The sequence below is a fragment of the Actinoalloteichus sp. AHMU CJ021 genome, assembly GCF_002895405.1.
Taxonomy (GTDB): Bacteria; Actinomycetota; Actinomycetes; order Mycobacteriales; family Pseudonocardiaceae; genus Actinoalloteichus_B; species Actinoalloteichus_B caeruleus.
Map to the genome: position 1 here is coordinate 1,456,306 of NZ_CP025990.1, position 16,011 is coordinate 1,472,316.

The 16,011-nt window shown below is 74.9% G+C and carries 12 protein-coding genes and 1 tRNA gene; 7 read left to right on the forward strand and 6 right to left on the reverse strand.

Features of this window, described 5'->3' with window-relative positions; genetic code table 11:
• Positions 1 to 5 precede the first annotated feature (5 nt).
• From C1701_RS05880 to C1701_RS05890, 3 genes are all read left to right on the forward strand, one after another.
• Positions 6 to 458 carry a low molecular weight protein-tyrosine-phosphatase gene (locus tag C1701_RS05880; RefSeq protein WP_026417054.1) on the forward strand — a complete coding sequence of 151 codons (453 nt, stop codon included), beginning with the start codon at positions 6 to 8 and terminating at the stop codon, positions 456 to 458.
• Entirely contained in the window at positions 455 to 1,399 is a 945-nt protein-coding gene (locus C1701_RS05885; RefSeq protein WP_103055654.1) for a fructosamine kinase family protein, read from the forward strand. The genes C1701_RS05880 and C1701_RS05885 overlap by 4 nt, the downstream gene beginning before the upstream one ends.
• Positions 1,400 to 1,682: 283 nt before the next feature.
• On the forward strand, positions 1,683 to 2,522 hold the full coding sequence (locus tag C1701_RS05890) for an SURF1 family cytochrome oxidase biogenesis protein (RefSeq protein ID WP_043509563.1): 840 nt from the start codon (positions 1,683 to 1,685) through the stop codon (positions 2,520 to 2,522).
• Here the strand turns inward: C1701_RS05890 and C1701_RS05895 are convergent.
• Positions 2,454 to 3,437 carry a cobalamin biosynthesis protein gene (locus C1701_RS05895; protein WP_026417056.1) on the reverse strand — a complete coding sequence of 328 codons (984 nt, stop codon included), beginning with the start codon at positions 3,435 to 3,437 and terminating at the stop codon, positions 2,454 to 2,456. The genes C1701_RS05890 and C1701_RS05895 overlap by 69 nt on opposite strands.
• 424 nt (positions 3,438 to 3,861) lie before the next feature.
• Here C1701_RS05895 and C1701_RS05900 point away from each other — a divergent pair, with 424 nt between their 5' ends.
• The 3 genes from C1701_RS05900 to C1701_RS05910 all read left to right on the forward strand — a co-directional run bounded on the left by C1701_RS05900 (position 3,862) and on the right by C1701_RS05910 (position 11,160).
• Entirely contained in the window at positions 3,862 to 5,589 is a 1,728-nt protein-coding gene (locus C1701_RS05900; protein ID WP_030146965.1) for a DUF2397 family protein, read from the forward strand.
• On the forward strand, positions 5,586 to 6,851 hold the full coding sequence (locus C1701_RS05905) for a TIGR02678 family protein (protein WP_248783984.1): 1,266 nt from the start codon (positions 5,586 to 5,588) through the stop codon (positions 6,849 to 6,851). Before C1701_RS05900 ends, C1701_RS05905 begins: the two co-directional genes overlap by 4 nt.
• Positions 6,852 to 6,942: 91 nt before the next feature.
• Positions 6,943 to 11,160 carry a TIGR02680 family protein gene (locus C1701_RS05910; protein ID WP_026417059.1) on the forward strand — a complete coding sequence of 1,406 codons (4,218 nt, stop codon included), beginning with the start codon at positions 6,943 to 6,945 and terminating at the stop codon, positions 11,158 to 11,160.
• A gap of 384 nt (positions 11,161 to 11,544) precedes the next feature.
• Here C1701_RS05910 and C1701_RS05915 read toward each other — a convergent pair whose 3' ends face one another.
• The gene (locus C1701_RS05915) at positions 11,545 to 12,357 is read right to left on the reverse strand and encodes an SDR family NAD(P)-dependent oxidoreductase (protein WP_248784444.1); all 813 of its coding nucleotides are present in this window, start codon (positions 12,355 to 12,357) and stop codon (positions 11,545 to 11,547) included.
• A 108-nt stretch (positions 12,358 to 12,465) separates the two neighbouring features.
• On the opposite strand from C1701_RS05915, the gene C1701_RS05920 reads away from it, so the two are divergent.
• The gene (locus C1701_RS05920) at positions 12,466 to 13,086 is read left to right on the forward strand and encodes a TetR/AcrR family transcriptional regulator (protein ID WP_035276052.1); all 621 of its coding nucleotides are present in this window, start codon (positions 12,466 to 12,468) and stop codon (positions 13,084 to 13,086) included.
• A gap of 56 nt (positions 13,087 to 13,142) precedes the next feature.
• Here the strand turns inward: C1701_RS05920 and C1701_RS05925 are convergent, their stop codons facing one another.
• From C1701_RS05925 to C1701_RS05940, 4 genes are all read right to left on the reverse strand, one after another.
• Positions 13,143 to 14,426, reverse strand: a complete 1,284-nt coding sequence (locus C1701_RS05925; protein WP_051712612.1) for an MFS transporter — start codon at positions 14,424 to 14,426, stop codon at positions 13,143 to 13,145.
• Complete coding sequence (locus tag C1701_RS05930; RefSeq protein ID WP_035276053.1) at positions 14,423 to 14,950, reverse strand: MarR family transcriptional regulator; 528 nt, start codon at positions 14,948 to 14,950, stop codon at positions 14,423 to 14,425. Before C1701_RS05930 ends, C1701_RS05925 begins: the two co-directional genes overlap by 4 nt.
• A 423-nt stretch (positions 14,951 to 15,373) precedes the next feature.
• Positions 15,374 to 15,448, reverse strand: a tRNA-Val gene (locus tag C1701_RS05935).
• A 45-nt stretch (positions 15,449 to 15,493) separates the two neighbouring features.
• Positions 15,494 to 15,958: a peroxiredoxin gene (locus C1701_RS05940; RefSeq protein ID WP_026417062.1), complete on the reverse strand. Its 465-nt coding sequence runs from the start codon at positions 15,956 to 15,958 to the stop codon at positions 15,494 to 15,496.
• Positions 15,959 to 16,011 lie beyond the last annotated feature (53 nt).

The following is a 16,011-nucleotide window of genomic DNA, read 5'->3' on the forward strand; positions in this document are numbered from 1 at the left end:
GCGTGGTGCACGTGTGCTTCGTCTGCAGCGGGAACATCTGCCGGTCGCCGATCGCCGGTCTCGTCCTCGAGGAACGGCTCAGGCGGGCCGGCCTCGCCGACCAGGTCCGGGTGAGCAGCGCCGGCACCGGGTCCTGGCACGTCGGGGAACCCGCCCAGCCCCACGCGAGGGCTGTGCTGGCGCGCGCCGGCTACCCCACGGCGCACTCGGCCCGCCAGATCGGGGGCGAGCAGTGGGACGCCGACCTCCTCGTGGCGCTGGACTCCGGCCACCAGCGGGCCCTGCTCCGGCGCGTGCCACCCGAGCGGGTCCGGCTGCTCCGGTCCTTCGACCCGTCCGCCGACGGCCCGGACGTCCCGGACCCCTACGGCGGGCCGGTGGAGGACTTCGAGGAGGTGCTGGCCATGGTGGAGGCGGCCGTTCCCGGCCTGCTGGACTGGATCCGGGAGCGGACGTGACCTCGGCCGAGGCGGCCAGGAGGGCCGTCTCGCACCTGCTCGGCGCCGACGCGGTGACCGCTCGGTCACTGCCCGGCGGGGACATCGGCGCGGTCTTCGTCGTCGACCTGGTGGACGGCGCCCGCGTCGTCGCGAAGCTCCCGGTCCGCCCTGGCTCCGAGGCGCCGGGCGAGGCCCCGGAGGTCCACCGGGACCGGGCCGGTCGGGCGGTGGCGGCCGAGGACGCGGGGCTGCGGTGGATCGCCGACGCCGTGCCTGGCCTCGCGCCAGGGGTGGTGGCGGCCGGCGAGGGGTGGTTGGTGCTCGACTTCGTCCCACCCGGTGCGCCCAGCGCGGCGGCCGCCGAGGAGCTGGGCCGTGGGCTGGCGGCCCTGCACGCGGCCGGCGCTCCCGCCTTCGGCGCCGCCCCACCCGGCGGGCCGGGGCGGGCGGTGGTCGGCGCCCTGGACATGACGAACGAGCCGGCCCCCGACTGGCCGACGTTCTACCGGGAACAGCGCCTCGAGCCCTACCTGCGCCGCGCCGTCGATCTCGGTCGGCTCGACGCCTCCCAGCGGGCGGTGCTGAGCCAGGTCCAGGAGCGGTTGCCCGACCTGGCCGGCCCCACCGAGCCGCCCGCGCGGCTGCACGGCGACCTGTGGAGCGGCAACCTCCTCTGGACGGAGCGGCGGCGCCGTCCTGGTGCCGTGCTGCTGGACCCGGCCGCCCACGGAGGCCACCGGGAGACCGACCTGGCGATGCTCCGCCTCTTCGGCGCTCCCCACCTCGACCGGCTGGTGGACGCGTACGCGGAGGTGCGCCCGCTGGCGCCCGGGTGGCGGGACCGCGTCGGCCTGCACCAGGTGTTCCCACTGCTGGTGCACGCGGTGCTCTTCGGTGGCGGGTACGGGGCGCGGGCGGCCGAGGCCGGCCGGTCCGCGCTGGGCGGGAGCCGGCACTGACCGCACCGCCACCCGTGCCCACGTGGTGGGGTCGCGGCTCCCGGCGGGGTGTCGTCCCGGCCCGGGATGACCCGGGCCTCGGAGGTCGGCGATCTCCGGAGCGCCGGTCGGGGCGCGCCTCCGACGCGGCCCCCGGCGCGCGTGTCCCGCTCACCGCGTGGTCCGCCGTGACGCGACCGCCTCGGGTCGCGGCGGGGTGGCCGGGCGGGCCGGGGGCGTGCCGCGCGCCTCATCTGGCGGGACGCGGTTCGGGCCGGTCCTGGCGGTGACCTACCGTAGGGGCGTGCGTTTCCGGTTCATGCTGCGGCCGGGGTGGCTCGGGCTGACAGCCGGGGTCCTCATCTTCGCCGCGCTCTCCTTCGCGCTTCTCGCGCCGTGGCAGTTCGGGCGGCACGCGGACAAGCGGGCCCAGAACCAGGCGATCGAGTCCTCCCTGCACGGTGCCCCGGTGCCGGTGGAGGACGTCCTGCCGGGGGGTTCCGCCCCGGGGCCGGAGGAGGAGTGGCGCCGGGTCGTCCTGACCGGCACCTACCTGCCCGAGCACGAAGGCGTGGCCAGGCTGCGCACCGTGCACGGCGAGCCCGCCTACGAGGTGCTGACGCCGTTCCGGCTCTCCGGCGGTGACGTGGTGCTCGTGAACCGGGGCTATGTCCGTCCCGTGGAGGGGACGGACGTCCCCGACTACGCACCGGCGCCCGGTGGGGAGGTGAGCCTGACGACCCGCGTCCGCCTGGACGAACGGGACGGGCGGGGCCGCCCCGGGTTCGAGGAGGACGGCCACCTCCAGCTGTACTCGGTCAACGCCACGACCCTCGCGGCCTCGACCGGCGTGGACATCCGGCCGGGCTACTTCATGCTCGCCGCCGAGCAGCCGGGCGTTCTCGGCGCCCTCCCGCTGCCCCGCCTGAACTCCGGCCTGAACCTGGCCTACGGCTGGCAGTGGTTGGCCTTCGGGGCGATGGCCCTGGGCGGGCTCGTGTACTACGTGTGGCGGGAGGCCTACCCGGACCGCCAGCGGGCGGGCGGCCGCCGCTCCGCCCGCGAGGAGCTGACGCTAGCCCTGCGGGAGGACGAGGCCGCGCCGGCGGCGCAGCTGGCCCAACGCTACGGCCGCGGCCGCTGACCCCGCCGCCGCGACGATCCCGACCACGCGGGAGAGCTCGACGCCCCGGGTGACGTCACCCGCGTCGGGGGTCCGGCCGTCGCCCAGCATCGGTCGTTCCTCCGCCCCTTCGTGGTAGGCGGCGCCGCCACCCAGCCGGACCTCCAGGGCGCCGGCGAAGGCGGCCTCCGCCTGTCCGGCGTTCGGGCTGGGGTGCGCCACGGCGTCCCGCCGCCACGTCCGCCACGCTCCAGGCCCCGAGCCGCCGACGACCGGCGCGCACACCGCCGTCAACGCGGCGGTCAACCGTGACGGAACGAAGTTGGCGAAATCATCCGAACGAGCGGCAGCCCACCCGAAGTTGCGAAAACGCGCCGTCCGGTGGCCCACGCGCTCGTCGAGCAGGGTGACCACGCGGTGGCCGAGCAGTCCCGGCACGCCGGCGAGCGCGCCCCACCACAACGGGGCCACCGAGGACTCGGAGGCCTGGCGGGCCACGGTCTCCACCGCCGCCCTGGCCAGCGCCGGGCCGTCCAGCTGGCCGGGCGGGCGTCCCCACAGCGCGGCCAGGCGCGCGCGGGCCTCCGGCAACCGGCCGGCGTCGAGGTGCCGGGCGATGGACGTCCCCTCGTCGGTCACCGCCGTGGCGCCGAGCACGGCCCAGGTGGCGGCGGCGGTGGCGGTGGCCTGCACCAGTGGACGTGACCGACCGACGCGTTCCACGGCGATGCCGAGGGTGACGGCCCCACCGGCGAGCAGACCGACGTAGGCGAGGCCCCGTCCCCTGTCGTCGGCGTGCAGCCGGCGCTCCGCACCGGCGGCGAGCCTGCGGAGGGCCGAGTTCACCCCGTGCTTCCTGGCATCCGCGAACGCCGCGTCGGCGGCGACTCCCAACAACAGTCCGATGGCGCGCGCCGCGCTCAACCCTGCCCCCATTTCCCGGTCCGCCGACGGGGTGGCCGGCCCCGGCCCCCGGCCTACGGGCGAACCCCACTCGGCGCACCGCTCCCAAGCCGACGGGGACGCGGCGCGTCGCCGCATCACCCCAGGCGTCCTCGCAGTGCGTCACCGTAGCGTGGCGTCGTCAGCCGATCGGTGGGGAGGTCCGGCGGGCCGACGCCCCCGGTGGGGCGATCGTCTAGGGTGACCTGCCGTGCCGGGTCCGGGCCCGTCACCTCTAGATTGTCCTGACAGCGGGCCTCGGCGCGGTGGGCGGCCGGCGCGGTGTCCGGGAACGGGCCGCTGGTTCCACGGTGGCCGCGCCGGACGGCGGGGACGTGCCCCGGAGTGCGATCAGCGAGCCGGGTCACCGCACGGCGACCCCACGGGCAGGACGACGACGAGATTCCAGGACGGCGTGATGGATCAGGCGGTGCCCCCCGCGACCCCGGTCGACGCGTCTCCGGGGGCGGCACCGGTCGCGCCCCCCGCCGCCGAGGTCAGCGCGTCCCCGTCACCACCCGAGACCACCGACGCCACGTCCGAACCGGGCGCGCGGACGACCGGGCGGCGGGCACCGGGCGGGCAGGCCGCCCGGCTCCAGCTCTACGCGTACCTGACCGCCCGCGACTACCGGCGCACCTACCTGGCCATCATGCGGCTGTTCTCCTCCACCCTCCTCGCCGACCTCTCCGCCGGCGAGGTCGCCGGGGCCCTGGCACCGGCCGAGCGGGCCGGGCTGATCGACGAGGGCGAGCACCGCATCGACAACGTCATCGTGCGGCTGCGCCAGCTGGTGGAGTGGGGCAACCTCGTGCACGGCCGGCGCGAGATGGTGGCGGCGAGCATCGCGGAGTTCCAGCACGGCAGCGTCCGCTACCAGATCAGCAAGCTGGCCCTCCGGGTCCAGCGGGAGGCCGACGCGTTGCTCCAGGTCCCCGAGGGGGCCCGGGAGGTGTCGCGCGAACTGCTGCCGGCGATCGAACGCGGACTGGACCAGCTCGGCTCCACCCTGGCGCGGACCCTGCTCGCCGAGACCGAGGACCCCTCCAGCCGGGCTGCCAGGCAGGGGCGGGAGGAACTCGCGGAGCAGGTCACCACCCTGTTCCTCCAGCACGCCGAACTCGCCGACACGGTCCGCGACTTCTACGCCTACCTGGGGCAGATGGTCGCGCGCCACCAGTTGGAGCCGGCGGACATCTCCGGGTTCCGCTCCGTCCTCGTCGAGTACATCCAGATGGTGGTGGAGGACGTCCTTCGCTACACGCCCGGCATCGCCGACGCCCTGGCCGGGCTGCGGCAGGCCAGGAGCGAGCTGTTGCGGCTGGTGGGCCCGGCGCGGAGCTGGACCGAGCAGTGGGGCGACACCGTCGAGCGGGGCCGCGGGCGCACCGAGGCCGACTGGCGGGAGTTGACGGACTGGTTCGTCGACGGCCCCGGGCGTCCCAGCCAGGTGACGGCGCTGCGGGAGGCGACGACCCGCGCCATCGGCGCCCTGCTGGCCAACGTCAAGCGGGCGACCACGGGCAGCGCCGGGCTGCCGGGCCGGCGGTCCGACCTCCTCCGGCTGGCGAGCTGGTTCGACGGCGCGGACCAGGCGGGGGCGGACACGCTGTACGCGGCGGCCTTCGGCCTGTACCCGTCGCGGAACCTGCTGCCCTCGCCGGAACTGGACGGGGACGACGAGCACACGCCGTGGCGGGACGGGCCGGTCATCGACGTGACGGTCAGCGTGCGGTCCAGGGGCGACCGGGGGGCGCGGGGGCGCACCTCCCGGGTCGTGTTCGACCCGATCACCGAGCAGACGTTGCTCGCGCAGGCGAGGACCCAGGCACGGGAGCAGGAGGACGCCGTGGCGGAACTGGTCGCGGCGGCTCCCCGGCTGACCGAGGTGCCGCTGTCCCCGCCGGCGCTGGGCGTGCTGTGCGAGCTGTTGACCCTGGCGATGGCGCAGCGGGAACGCGACGGCGACCCCGGGTCGGTGCGGGACCCGGTGCGGGGTCTGCGGCTCACCGTGACGCCGGAGGCCGACGCCCGCACCACGATCACCAGCACCAGCGGCTCGTTGACCCTGCACGGTTCCACCGTCAGCCTGTGCGCGGAACCGGCGGTCAGGGGCGGTTCCCACGGGGCGGGGGGACACCGGTGAGCGCGCCGAGGGGGGACCGCACCCGGCGGTCGACCAGCGGGCGGCACGCGGGTCTCGCCCTGTTGGACGAGTTGCCCGACATCGACGCGGCGGACGTGGCGCGCTGCGCGCGGGTGCTGCTGCGCCGCCCGCTGCTGCGGGCGGACGGCCCCGACGGCGACCTGCTCCCGCTCGTCTACCGGCACCGGGCGGTGCTGGTGGAGCTGTTCACGACCGTGCTGGGGTACCGGCTGGTGGTGGAGCGCCGGTTCGCCCGCCTGTACAAGACGGGGCCCGGCCAGGACGCCACCCGCGGTGAACCCGGCCTGACGCCCCGGGCGTACGCGTACTTCGCCCTCGCGGTGGCCTGCCTCACCGGCGCGGGTCGGCAGATCCTGCTGTCCCGGCTGGTCGCCGACATCAGGGCCGCCGCCGTCGAGGCGGGCATCGCCGTCGTCGACGACTACGCCGACCGGCGGGCGCTCACGGCGGGTCTGCGGCACCTCGTGGCGCTCGGCGTCATCACGGAGACCGAGGGCACGGTGGGCCCGTGGAGCAACGAGGCCCCCACCGAGGCGCTGATCACCGTGGACACCGACCTGCTCGCGCTCCTGGTCGCGGGCCCGCTGCGGGAGGCCGAGGACGGCGCGGACCTGGTCGTGCTGGCGGCCCGGCCGGGAGCACGGGGAGTCGAGCACACCCTGCGACGTCGGCTCGTGGAGGACCCGGTGATCACCCACGCGGAGCTCACCGACGCCGAGTCGACGTGGCTGCGCCGCAACCAGCGCCGGGAGTCGGTGCTGCTCGACCGGGCCTTCGGCCTGATGACCGAGACCAGGGTCGAGGGGGTGGCGGTCACCGACCCCGAGGAGTACCTGACCGACGTCGTGTTCCCCGGCACCGGAACGGTGGCCCGCATCGCGCTGCTCGCGCTGCCCGAGCTGCTCGGCCTGCGGGAGCCGGACGCCGACGGCACCCACGCGGTGACCACCGCCGAGGTCTTCCAGACCTGTGACGACCTGGTCAACGCCTACCCGGCGGCCTGGTCGCGCCAGGCGACCGAGGACCCGCACCAGCTGTGCCGCGAGGTGCTGGCGCTGCTGGAACGGCTGGGGCTGGCGACGAGCGACGGCCGAGGTGGGTGGTCGCTGAGCCCGGCGGCGCACCGCTGGGCTCCGACGGCGGACGACCAACCCCTCTCCTCGGGTGCCGGCCGGGCGCTCCGGGAGCCAGCCGAACCACCGTCCGCCCCACCGGTCTGGTCGCTCTTCGACGAGGGGTGAGCACCGTGCGGCAGCAGCTTCCCATCAGCACCAGCACGCCTCGCGGCGTGTCGAGGCCGGCGAGCACCGCGCCGGCGGCAGGAGGTCAACAGTGAGCGAGCCCGACCGCTGGCGGCTCAACCGAGGCGGGATCGTCAACATCTGGCAGTACGCCGAGCAGACCTTCGACTTCTCCGGTGGCCGCGCCATCTTCCAGGGCACCAACGGGTCGGGGAAGTCGCGGACGCTGGAGCTGCTGCTGCCGCTCTGCCTCGACGGTGATCTCCGGCAACTGGGGTCGAAGGGTTTCGACACCGTCAGCATGCGGCGGCTGATGCTCGACGACTACCAGGGCGGGCCGAACCGGATCGGCTACGCGTGGGTGGAGCTGGTTCGCCGCACTCCCGTCGGCCCCGAGTTCCTGACCTGCGGCCTGGGGGTCAAGGCGTCGAAGGCCGCGCAGCAGATCACCGACTCGTGGCGGTTCATCACCCCCCGTCGGGTGGGTTTCGAGCTGCGGCTGGTGGGCGCCGACGAGGTCCCGCTCGGCCCGGCGCAGCTGCGGGAGACCCTCGGGGCGGACCGGGTGCTGGACGATGCCGGGTTCCGGGCCCGCGTCGCCGACCTCGTCTACCAGGTGCCCGCCGCTCGGTACGCGGACCTCCTGCACCTCCAGCGCACCCTGCGCAACCCCGACGTCGGGCTGAAGGTGTTGGAGGGGCAGCTGGAGCAGATCCTGTCCGACGCGCTCCCCCCGCTCGACCCGGCCGTGATCGACAACCTCGCCACCTCCTTCGACGACCTGGAGTCGATCCGGGAGAACATCGCGCGGCTGAGCACCGCGGACGACGCGCTGGGAGCGTTCGTCACCACCTACGCCAGCTACGTGCGGGGTGCCCTGCTGGGCCTGGGCCAGCGGATGACCTCGGCCGACCGCGCCCTGGCGTCGCTGCGTTCCGAGATCAGGCGGCTCACCGAGCAGCGGAACGAGGCCGACCAGGAGTGTTCCCTCGCCACGGCCAGGGTGGCCTCGGCCGAGGACCGGGAACGCGAGCTGGAGTCGGCGATCGCGACCCAGATGGCGTTGCCCGGCTACCAGGGCCTGCGTGATCTCCGCGACCGGGAGGCACTGGTGACCTCGGCGGGTCGGGCCGCCGAGGCCGCGTTGGAGGGTGCCGCTCGGCAGCGCGCCCAGGAGGACCGGGCGGTCGACGCGGTGCTGGCCGCGACACGTCGGCTCACCCAGAACCGGGACGCGGCGGCCGAGCTGGCCAGCGCGGCCCGGACCGGCCTGCGGCACGCCGGCCTCGACCCCGAGATGTGCCCCCGGGTGCCCGGCCTGCCCTCGGCACGCGTCACGGTGCGCCAGGAGTCCGTCCTGGCCAAGCCCGACCCGGACGCGGAGCCGGTGGTGGTGGAACGCCGGCTGCCGCCCGTCGTCGACGCCGAGGAGCTGGCGGCCGGGTTCCGCTCGGCGGCCGGGGGCGCCGATGAGGTCGCTGGTGCGGGTCGCCGCCGGGCCGCGCTGGTGTCGACGCTGCACCGGCAGGCCGTGGCCCTCGACCAGGAGGCGTCCCGGGTCGAGCACGCGGCCCGGGACGCCCGCGCCGCCCAGGTGGCGGCGACCGAGGCCGCCGGCCGCCGCAACGAGGCCGAGCAACGGCTGGTGGAGTCGGCGGAGCTGTGGCGGGAACGGGCGCTGAGCTGGTTCTCCGAGTCCGTCCCGCTCTCTGGTGCTCGACAGCCGGACGCGGCCGTGCTCGAACTGGTGGAGGTCGAGCACCTGCGGGCGGTGCGGGACGGGGCGAGGTCGGCGGCGGAACGCGCCCGCCTCTGGCTCACGCCGTCGCGGCAGGCCGCGTCGCAGTCGACCGTCGAGGCGGAGCACGCGGTGGCCGAGGTCAGGCGCGAGGTCGACAGGCGCGACGCCGAGCTGGCGGCGCTGCGGAGTGGGGAGCAGCGGAGGCCGGCGGGATCCCCGGATCCGGACACCGCCCCGCCGGGTGCCTCCTTCGCGGAACTGGTCGACTTCCGGCCGGAGGTGGCTCCCCCGGCCCGCGCCGGCGTGGAGGCCGCCCTCGCCTCCTGCGGGTTGCTCACCGCGTGGGTTCCCGTGGACGCCCGTGCGGCGGACCCGGTGGTGCGGACCCTGCTGGCGACGGCGTGGTCCGACCCCGCACCGGAGGAACCGGCGGCCGACGGCCGCCGCACCCTGGCCGAGGTGCTGGTCCCGGCCGTCGATCCGAACGGCCCGGTGCCCGAGGAGCTGGTGCGGCGCCTCCTGTCGTCCGTACCGCTGACCGACCGGGCGCCGACGGGGCCGACCCCGCTGAGCGTGTCCGAGGACGGCAGGTGGTGGTCGGGGGTGCTGTACGGGGCGGGCGCGAAGGACACCGCCGAGTTCGTCGGCGCCGGCGCCAGGCAGGCGGCCAGGACTCGACGCATCGGTGCGCTGGAGGAGGAGCTGCACGAGCTCCGGGGGGCGTTGGCCGCCGCCGAACGCACCGAGTCCGAGGCACGGGCGAAGGTGGAGCTGCTGGACCGGCAGCTGGCGGCGTTCCCCGACTACGGTGAGCTCGTCGCGGCGCACGCGGCCCTCGCGGGGGCGGCGGGCGCCGCCTCGGACGCCGAGGACAGGGCGCGGCGGCTCCGCGAGGAGCACCGCCGCGCCGAGGAGCGGTGGGGCGCGGCCGAGACCGAACTCCGGCAGCGGGCCACCGAGGCGGGGCTGCCCTCGGACGCCGCCGGTCTCGACGCGGCGCACCGGCACGCCACCGAGGCCAGGGATCGGGTCGAGCAGTTGCGGGACGTGCTGGTCGGTCGGTGCGTCGGCGCCGTGGACGACCTGGCGGAGGCGGGCACGCACCACCAGGCGGCCGTCGCGGACCGCGCCGAGGCCGAGGAGCTGGCGCTGCGCGCCTGCCGGTCCTACGGGGAGCAGCGGCGGTCACTGACCGAGTTGACCAGCAGCGTGGGTGGCGAGGCTGAGAACGCCGCCCGCCGGATGTCCGATCTGGAGCGGCGGCGGGCCGAGGTCCGGGAGGAGCTGCCGGCGGCGCGGGAGGCGGTGATGACCGCCAGGGAACGGCTGGCCACGTTGGCCACCCTGTTGGAGACGAAGCAGGGCCAGCTCGGGGAACGGGAGACCGAGGCGGACCGCGCGTCGACGGCCTTCACGGCCGCGCTGCGTTCCCCCGGCACCTGGGCTGCCGCCCTCACGACGACCTCGCGGACCCGAGGGGACGCGCCGGTCGGCGCCCCGGGCACGGAGCGGGCCGGGGCCGCCCCGGCCGAACCGCCGCCCGACCCCCGCGCCGCGCTGGCGCTGGTGTCCGAACTCGCCGAGAGCCGCCCGGCGAGCGAGACCACCGTCATCACCCGGCTCCAGACCCTCCAGGTGGCGTTGGCCGGGACCCACGACATCACGGCGGCGGAGAACGCGGGCGTCCTGGGCATCACCGTCAGCGGGGAGGACGGGCCCCGGCCGGTGGCGGTGGCCGCGCGGCAGGTCCGCGACCGGTTGGCCACCCAGCGCGGCTACCTGAACGAGCGGTACCAGACGGTGTTCGCTGACTACCTGATCCGGGACCTCGCGGAACGGCTGCGCGGGCAGATCGCGGTCGCCGAGGACCTGTGCGCGCGGATGAACGCGGTGTTGGACCGCGCTCGTTCGTCGCAGGGGGTGCACGTCCAGCTGGAGTGGCGCCCCTCCCCCGCCCTGGACGACGCCACCCGTCAGGCGCTCGACCTGGTGCGCACGCCGTTGGGTGAACGGGACTCCGACCAGGACGCGCTCCTCCGCAGGGTGGTGACCGAGCGGATCGAGTCGGAACGGGACGCCCACGCCAGGGGGTACGCGGAGATCCTGACCCGCGCGCTGGACTACCGGGGGTGGCACTCCTTCACCGTGCGGGTCCGGGACGACGGGCCGGACGGCCGGCCCCGGGTGCGCCGGCTGCGGCAGTTGTCCTCCGGGGAGACCCGGCTGGTGTCCTATGTCGCCCTCTTCGCCGCCGCCGCGTCCTTCTACGACGCGGTGGACGTCGGCGAGGGTGACGGTGCGGGAGCCGGCGGCGCGGGTGCGCCGCTGCGGCTGGTGCTGCTCGACGAGGCGTTCGAGCGGCTGGACGATCCGACGATCGCCCGGATGCTCGGGCTGCTGGTGGACCTGGACATGGACTGGTTGATCACCTGGCCCAGCGGCTGGGGTGTCTCCCCCAAGATCCCCCGCATGCACATCTACGACGTGCTGCGCCCGAAGAGCGGCGCTGGCGTCGCCTGCACGCACACCACCTGGGACGGCGCGGACCTCACCCAGCACGACGCCTGAGCCCCCGGTGGCGGGTCCGCCCCGTCTCCGCGGGGTCCTCGCCGTGCGTGGCGGGGCCGCCGGGGGCGGGACGTGTAGGAAACGTGTAGCCGGGTTTGCGAGGCTGGGCCCGGCTCGGTGGTGATGGGGGTCATCGCCGCGTCATGGCCGGTGGGCCAGCGGAGACGGCGGGCCGCCCCCGGCCCGCCCATCCGGACGCCCTACCGAGCCGGGGTTGGCCGGTCCGGCCCCCTGTGGACGGTCGTGCGAGGCCACCGGTCCCTGGGGGCGCGGTGGTGTCGGGCCGGTCATCGGTTCGCCCGGCCCGTTGCCGGTGCACCGGCGACGGCGCGCGCGGCGTGGTCGCCAGCCACATCCGCGCGACGCCGTGGCCGTCGGTGGTGCTCAGTCCTCCGCCACCAGGTGGCGGGTGAGGTCGAACAGGCGCCGGGCGTCGTCGGGGTCGAGGGTGCGCAGGCCGAGGTCGACGGGTGTGGTCCGGTCCCAGGCGATCAGCCGTTGGTCGGAGGGTTCGTCGATCAGCCTGATGATGGGGACGATGCTCCTGGACACGGACCGGGCGAAGAGCGCGCCCATCACCGCCATCAGGGCCTTGGTCGGCTGCGGGACGCCGTTGAGCCCGCTGTTGGTGTACCCGGGGTGGACGAGGACGAAGCGCGTGCGACCGTCCGGGTGGTTGAGCGGGTAGCCGACGCCGAGGAGGTCGTTGGCGCGGCCGCCCTGGAGGGTGGCGCGCAGGATGCCCCAGCCGTTCCGCAGCGCGAGGTCGTCCCAGTGCAGTCGTCCCTTGGTCATTCCCGTGCCGCCGATGCTGACGATCGCCGGGTTGTCGCCCTTCTCGAGCAGGTTGGTCAGGCCGTAGCTGAGCAGGAAGCGGCTGACGTAGTAGAGGGAGAAGGCGCCCTCGTACCCGTCCGGCGTCTCGACGCGGCGCTGGAACGGCACCATCGCCGACAGGACGAGGGCGTCCAGCGAGTCGTGCCGTTCCCGGATCTCGCTGATCACCCGCCGGTTCTCGGCCACCGAGGTGAGGTCGGCCCTGATGGCGTGCGCCCGCTCGCCCGCCCCCATGCTCGCGGCCTCCTCGAGGAACCGCCGGCCGCGTTCGGGGTTCCGGCCCACCACGGTCACCCGCGCGCCGGCCGCCAGGTAGTGCCTCGCCAGTGCCGCGCCCATGCCGGTGGTGCCGCCGGACACGACTAGATCCTTGACCATTTCCACCCCAAAAGTCATCGGTCGATGACTTTGTACGCTAGTCAGAACCAGCCACATTTGTCAACGCTTGATGACTTATGGGAGGACGCCGTGGCCGAGCCGCGCAGAAGGAACCGTTCCGCGACCCGGCAACGCCTCCTGGAGGCCGCTCGGCACCGGTTCGCCAAGGAGGGCTACGAAGCGGCCAGCGTTCGGGACATCGCGGGGGACGCCGGGGTCGACGCCGCACTCGTCTTCCGCTACTTCGGCTCGAAGAAGGGGCTCTTCGAGGAGGCCGCCGCCGCCAGGACGCCCACGACCCCGCTCGACGGGCCACCGGAGGAGCTGCCCGCCCGGCTGCTGCACTCACTGCTCTTCGAGGACTGGTCCGCGTACGCCGGCGAGCACCCCCTGGTGGCGATGCTGCGCTCCTCCGCGCACGACGAGGCGCGGGACCACCTGCGGGAGGAGCTGTGCGGCACCTACGTGCGCGCCCTCGAACGGCTCTCGGACGCGCCGGACGCGGCACTGCGGGCGGAGCTGTTCAGCGCCTGGATGCTCGGCATCGGCGTCCTGCGGTCCGTGGTGGGCACCCCCGCCATCAGCGCCGCGACTCCGCAGGACCTCGCCCCGCACCTCGCAGCCGTGGCGTCCGCCCTGTTCGACCGACCCGTCCTCGGCACACCACCCCCACCACCGGAGGCCACCGACCACCCCGGGTCTCCTGGCTGAGCGACCAGGGCCGTCCCGGTTCCGGTGGGATCGCGGCCCGCGCCGTTCCACCGTCGTCAGGTGCCCGGTCCCGCCCCGGCACCGGCGGCCGGGGTGGTGCCCTCCCGCCGCTCACTGACCCGGAAGGAACGCAGCTCCCGGTTGCGCAGCCCGATCCACAGCACGCCGACGACGCAGAGCAGGCCGCCGGACACCAGCGCGAACGAGGCCGAGGTCAGCCCCGTGACCACGCCGGCCCTGGCGTTGCCGAGGTCCGGGCCGGCCGCGCCCACCACGTGCTCCGCCGAGGAGACCCGACCCCGGAGGCCGTCGGGGGTCGCCAGCTGGACCAGCGCCGCCCGCGAGACCACCGAGACGGTGTCGGCGGCACCGGCGACGGCGAGCATGGCCAACGCGAGCCACAGCGGATCGGCCAGCCCGAAGCACGCGAGGGCCACCCCCCACGTGCCGGCCGCCCACGACTGGACAAGGCCGGGCCGGTCCGCCCTGGTGACCAACCCCGACACCAGGCCGGCCGCGACTCCCCCGACCGCCACGGCGGACAGGAACAGCCCGAGCGTCTCCGGGGCTCCCCCGAAACGGGCCTCGTTCACGACCGGGAAGAGCGCGATCGGCATCGCCAGCAAGGTGGCGAAGAGGTCGGTGCCGAACGCGCCGCGCACGACCGGCGTTCGCGTGATGTGGCGCACACCCTCGACGATGGACCGGATCCCCGGCCGGTGCTCCTCCGCTCCCCTCGGCGGCAGCGACGGCAGCCGCAGGACGGCGTACAGGGAGACGAGGAAGGCGACCGCCTCGACGGCGTAGCAGGCCGTCAGCCCCCACCGGCCGATGACGAACCCGGCCACGGCGGGCCCGAGGAGCATCGCGGCCTGGAAAGTGAGGTGCTGGAGGGCGATCCCGGCGGAGACGAGGTCACGGGGCAGCAGCCGCACCGGGAACGTGCGGCGGGCGGGGGCCCCGAGCGCGGCGGCGGCCGACTGCGCGGCGACCAGGCCCAGCAGGACGGGCAGGCTCTCCAGCTCGACGAGCGCCTGCCCCGTGAGACCGAGGACGACCACCACCTGGGCGAGGGTCGTCCAGCGCACCAGGGTGCGGCGGTCGAGCGAGTCGGCGAGGGAGCCGCCGACCACGCCGAACAGGACGAGCGGAATGGCGGAGGCGAGCCCCACGACGCCGGTCCACACCGGGCTCCCCGTCATCCGCCACACCTGGAAGAGCACGGCGACCACCGTCATCTGGTGACCGAGCGAGGTCAGCGACGTCCCCACCCAGAGCCGGCGGTAGGCGGCGCTGGCGGCGAGGGGGCGGAGGTCGACCAGTCCGGACCTCCGATTCATCGCCCGACGCCGTCGCCGTCGGTCCGGGACGTCTCGCCGGCCTCGGAGCGCCAGTCCAGGTGGTCGAGCAGGCGGGCGTGGAACCCGCGTTCGGTGAGCCGCGCCCGCATCGCCGCCACGTACTCGGCCAGGCCCGAGGCAAGCTCCGCGTCGAGCTCGGCGCAGGCGTCCTCGGTGGCGTTCCACTCCGCTTCGAGGAAGGGCAGCAGGTCACGGGCGCGGTCGGTGAGGTGGATGACCCGGGTGCGGGCATCGGGCCCCGGCTCGGTGGTCACCAACCCCTCGCCCCGCAGCGCGGTCACGGTCTGACTGACCGCCGAATGGGTCCGGCCCAGGCTCCGAGCCAGGTCGCGGATGGTCATCGGGCCCTGGTGGGCCAGTCGGATGAGCGGGTAGGCGAAGCGGGGGCGCACCCCGGCGAGGCCGTGCTCGGCGTAGAGACGCGCGATCTCCTCGTCCATGTCCTGCTGGAGGGCGATGAGATCGCGCCAGTAGCCGCGAGTGGTCGGGTCAGGTGATGTCACAGCGCTAACATAACAGCACTGTTGTTTTTGTGGACCAGCCTCGCCGAGACCGAGGACCGAGGACCAGTCCACACCGACGAAGCCGGCCGCCGCCGAGAACCCCGCGCGGCCGCGCGAGCGGGCCCTGGCGGTGCGGCCGTGGGGCGGGCGCGTGCTCGTGTGCGAGCGGACCGAGCCCGAGCGGTCCGCTCGTGGGCACCGCTGGCCGGCCGAACCCCGGTGCCGGCACTCTCCGTACTGGGTCACCCGGCTTGGACCGGGAACGGTCGCGGCGGGCTGCGAACGCCACGGGCCAACGAGACCCGGTCAGGCGGCCGGCACCAGGCGGCGCGCCCTCGATGATCCGCGTGGCGAGGTGCCCACGGCGCCGCAGCGATCGCCAGCCGGCGGATCCGAGCCGCGTTCGCGCTGGTCAGAAGCTGGTGGTGGGCGCAGTAGGGTTCGAACCTACGACCCCTCGCTTGTAAGGCGAGTGCTCTCCCACTGAGCTATGCGCCCGATCGACGCTGGACAGGTTACCGCCCGCCCAGCGCCAGTCGGTCATCAGGCCGGCAGCGCCGCGATGGCCTTCTTCCAGGCTTCCTGGTCCCGGGGCTCGCCCGGCTGGTTCACCTCGGCGAAGCGGATGACACCGGCCTTGTCGATCAGGAAGGTGCCCCGGTTGGCCAGGCCACCGGCCTCGTTGAAGACGCCGTAGGCCTTGGCGACCTCGCCGTGCGGCCAGAAGTCCGAGAGCAGCGGGAAGGTGTAGCCCTGCTGCTCGGCCCACACCTTCAGGCTGAAGGTGGTGTCCACCGACACACCGAGGACGGTCACGTCGGCGTTCTGGTACTCCTGGAACTCGTCCCGCACCTGGCACAGCTCGCCCTGGCAGAGGCCGCTGAACGCGAACGGGTAGAAGACCAGCAGCACGTTGCTCTGGCCGCGGAACGACGACAGGGTGACCTGCTGCTTGTTGTAGTCGTTGAGCGTGAAGTCCGGGGCTTCCGAACCGACGTCGAGCGCCATGAGGCCGCCTTCCGAGGTCTAGGGGGTGCGGTGGGGCACGTCGACCCGACGTG

What these genes read in the sequence shown, in the direction of transcription:
- C1701_RS05895 (WP_026417056.1), bottom strand. Translation starts at nt 3,437, where the DNA reads ATGGGGGCAGGGTTGAGCGCGGCGCGCGCCATCGGACTGTTGTTGGGA.
- C1701_RS05900 (WP_030146965.1), top strand. Translation starts at nt 3,862, where the DNA reads ATGGATCAGGCGGTGCCCCCCGCGACCCCGGTCGACGCGTCTCCGGGG.
- C1701_RS05925 (WP_051712612.1), bottom strand. Translation starts at nt 14,426, where the DNA reads ATGAATCGGAGGTCCGGACTGGTCGACCTCCGCCCCCTCGCCGCCAGC.
- C1701_RS05940 (WP_026417062.1), bottom strand. Translation starts at nt 15,958, where the DNA reads ATGGCGCTCGACGTCGGTTCGGAAGCCCCGGACTTCACGCTCAACGAC.